Genomic DNA, 2202 nt, shown 5'->3' on the forward strand with positions numbered 1-2202 from the left:
TGAGGGCCTCATCGGGGGCAAGCCCCCTCCCACATTGAACTGCATTCACACATCTGAATATGTGAACCCAATCCAGTATGGGAGGGGGCTTGCCTCCGATGGCGGTGTCAGGCAGTTGCCGCCGAAGCCGGCACCTCCACTGCACTCAAGCCCTCCTTCATCTTCTTGGCATCCCGCACAAAACTGCGAGAAGCCTGGAACAGGAACAGCATCGTCAGGAACAGCGCCACCGGAATCAGGTACATGGCGTCGTGCAGGCCCACGGCTTTATAAGCTTCGGTCATCTGTTCGGCACCCGCCGCGTACATGGCCGAGTGGGCAAAATGATCCGACAAGCCACCCACCACGATGGGGCCCATGCCGCCACCCAGCAGATACAGACCGGCAAAGAACAATGCCATCGCCGTGGCCCGCAGGCGCGGTTCGACCACATCCTGGATCGCCGTGTAGACGCAGGTGTAGAAGTTGTAGGCGAACAACCAGCCGACACTGAACAGCGCCACAAACACACCAATCTCAATGCGCCCCGCATGCAACGCCCAAGCGGTGGTGACGGTGGAGATGATCAGACTGCACGCGGCAAACAATAAACGACCATTGGCGACCCGCTGATGAATCTTATCGGCAATCCAGCCACCCAAGGTCAAGCCTACCAGGCCGGTCAACCCGACGATGACCCCAGTGGCCACGGCCGCGTCCTGCAACGGCATCAGGAAGTAGCGCTGCAGCATCGGCACCAGGAACGAGTTGCACGCATAGGTGGCAAAGTTAAAGCACAGCCCGGCCAACACCAGCCACAGGAAGGTCGGCACCGCCAGTACGCGACGGATCGGGCGGTCGACACGTTCCTGGGAGACTTGCACGGTTTCCGCCGCGCCACGCTTGGGCTCCTTGATATAGAACATGAACACCGCCAGGATCAGGCCCGGTACGGCGGCGATAAAGAACGGTGCACGCCAGCTGTCAAACGCCTTGACCATCGCGCCGATGGTGAAAAATGCCAGCAACAGCCCCAATGGCAGGCCCAACATGAAAATGCCCATGGCCCGCGCCCGACGGTGTGCCGGGAACAGGTCGCCGATCAGCGAGTTGGCGGCGGGCGCATAGCTGGCTTCGCCGATACCAATGCCCATGCGCACCAGCAAGAACGTCCAGAAACTGCCTACCATGCCGTTGATTGCGGTCAGCCCACTCCAGGCGAACAAGCCCCAGCCCATCAGCTTGCTACGTGAGCCGGTATCAGCCAGACGCCCCAGCGGCAGGCCGGCAATGGCATAAACGATGGTGAAGGCGGTACCAATGATGCCGAGCTGGAAGTCGCTCAGGTGCCATTCCATGCGGATGGGTTCGATGATGATCGCGGGGATGGTACGGTCAAAGAAGTTGAACAGGTTGGCGAGGAACAGCAGGAACAGAATGCGCCAGGCATTCGTCGCTTGGATCGAGTTCTGCATGGGTCCGTCTCTTTTATTGTTATAGGCGCTGCGATGCCCAATGCATCCCGCCCGGCATCTGCAACATAGTCAGGCTGACGACAGTTGTCTGTAATGATTCGTAAAGCTGATAGGGCATGATTTCACCCGTCGGTACGGGACTTCACCGATACAAAATATAAGTGCTTGCCCCTCTTCCCAACGGCCATGGCACGGATAGAATGGCGAGCCTTCCGAAACATCCCACTTCTACTTTTCTTATCGATGACGCCCATGTCCGAAGCCAGTCCGTGTCTGAATTGCGGTGCCTGCTGTTCATACTTTCGTGTGTCTTTTTTCTGGGGCGAGTGCGCCTCATCGGGTGGCACAGTGCCCGATGACTTAGTCGTACAGATCAACCCCACTCGTGTGGCGATGATCGGTACCGACCAGAAACCAGCGCGCTGCTGTAGCCTGGAAGGCGAGGTGGGCAAAGCCACTAGCTGTACAATTTATGAGCAACGATCGAGCCCGTGCCGTGAATTCGACGCGTCGTGGAGCCAGGGCGTGCAAAACGTCGATTGCGATGCCGCACGTGCCGCGTTCGGCCTGGCGCCCCTGGAGGCGCCCAGCTTCGAACTAGAGCTTCCCATCAGCGCTTAGCATCAAACGCTATGGATGACATGCCAAAATAATTGAGATCAAAATGCCATTACTGATGGCGAATCCCGCGAGGCTTCTATACTCGTCTTCATAGGTCATCGCCTCAGGCTGTGACGTGACGCTATGA

The 2202-nt window shown here is 58.2% G+C and carries 2 protein-coding genes; one reads left to right on the top strand and one right to left on the bottom strand.

The genetic code is table 11. The features are described 5' to 3' along the window. Positions 1 to 107: 107 nt before the first annotated feature. The gene (locus ACRESD_RS23190) at positions 108 to 1454 is read right to left on the bottom strand and encodes a spinster family MFS transporter (protein ID WP_431753038.1); all 1347 of its coding nucleotides are present in this window, start codon (positions 1452 to 1454) and stop codon (positions 108 to 110) included. Positions 1455 to 1706: 252 nt separating this feature from the next. Here ACRESD_RS23190 and ACRESD_RS23195 point away from each other — a divergent pair, with 252 nt between their 5' ends. Continuing rightward, positions 1707 to 2075 carry a YkgJ family cysteine cluster protein gene (locus tag ACRESD_RS23195; RefSeq protein WP_431753039.1) on the top strand — a complete coding sequence of 123 codons (369 nt, stop codon included), beginning with the start codon at positions 1707 to 1709 and terminating at the stop codon, positions 2073 to 2075. Positions 2076 to 2202: the final 127 nt, after the last annotated feature.

This window comes from Pseudomonas sp. (assembly GCF_050739995.1).
In the GTDB taxonomy this organism is placed as follows: Bacteria; Pseudomonadota; Gammaproteobacteria; order Pseudomonadales; family Pseudomonadaceae; genus Aquipseudomonas.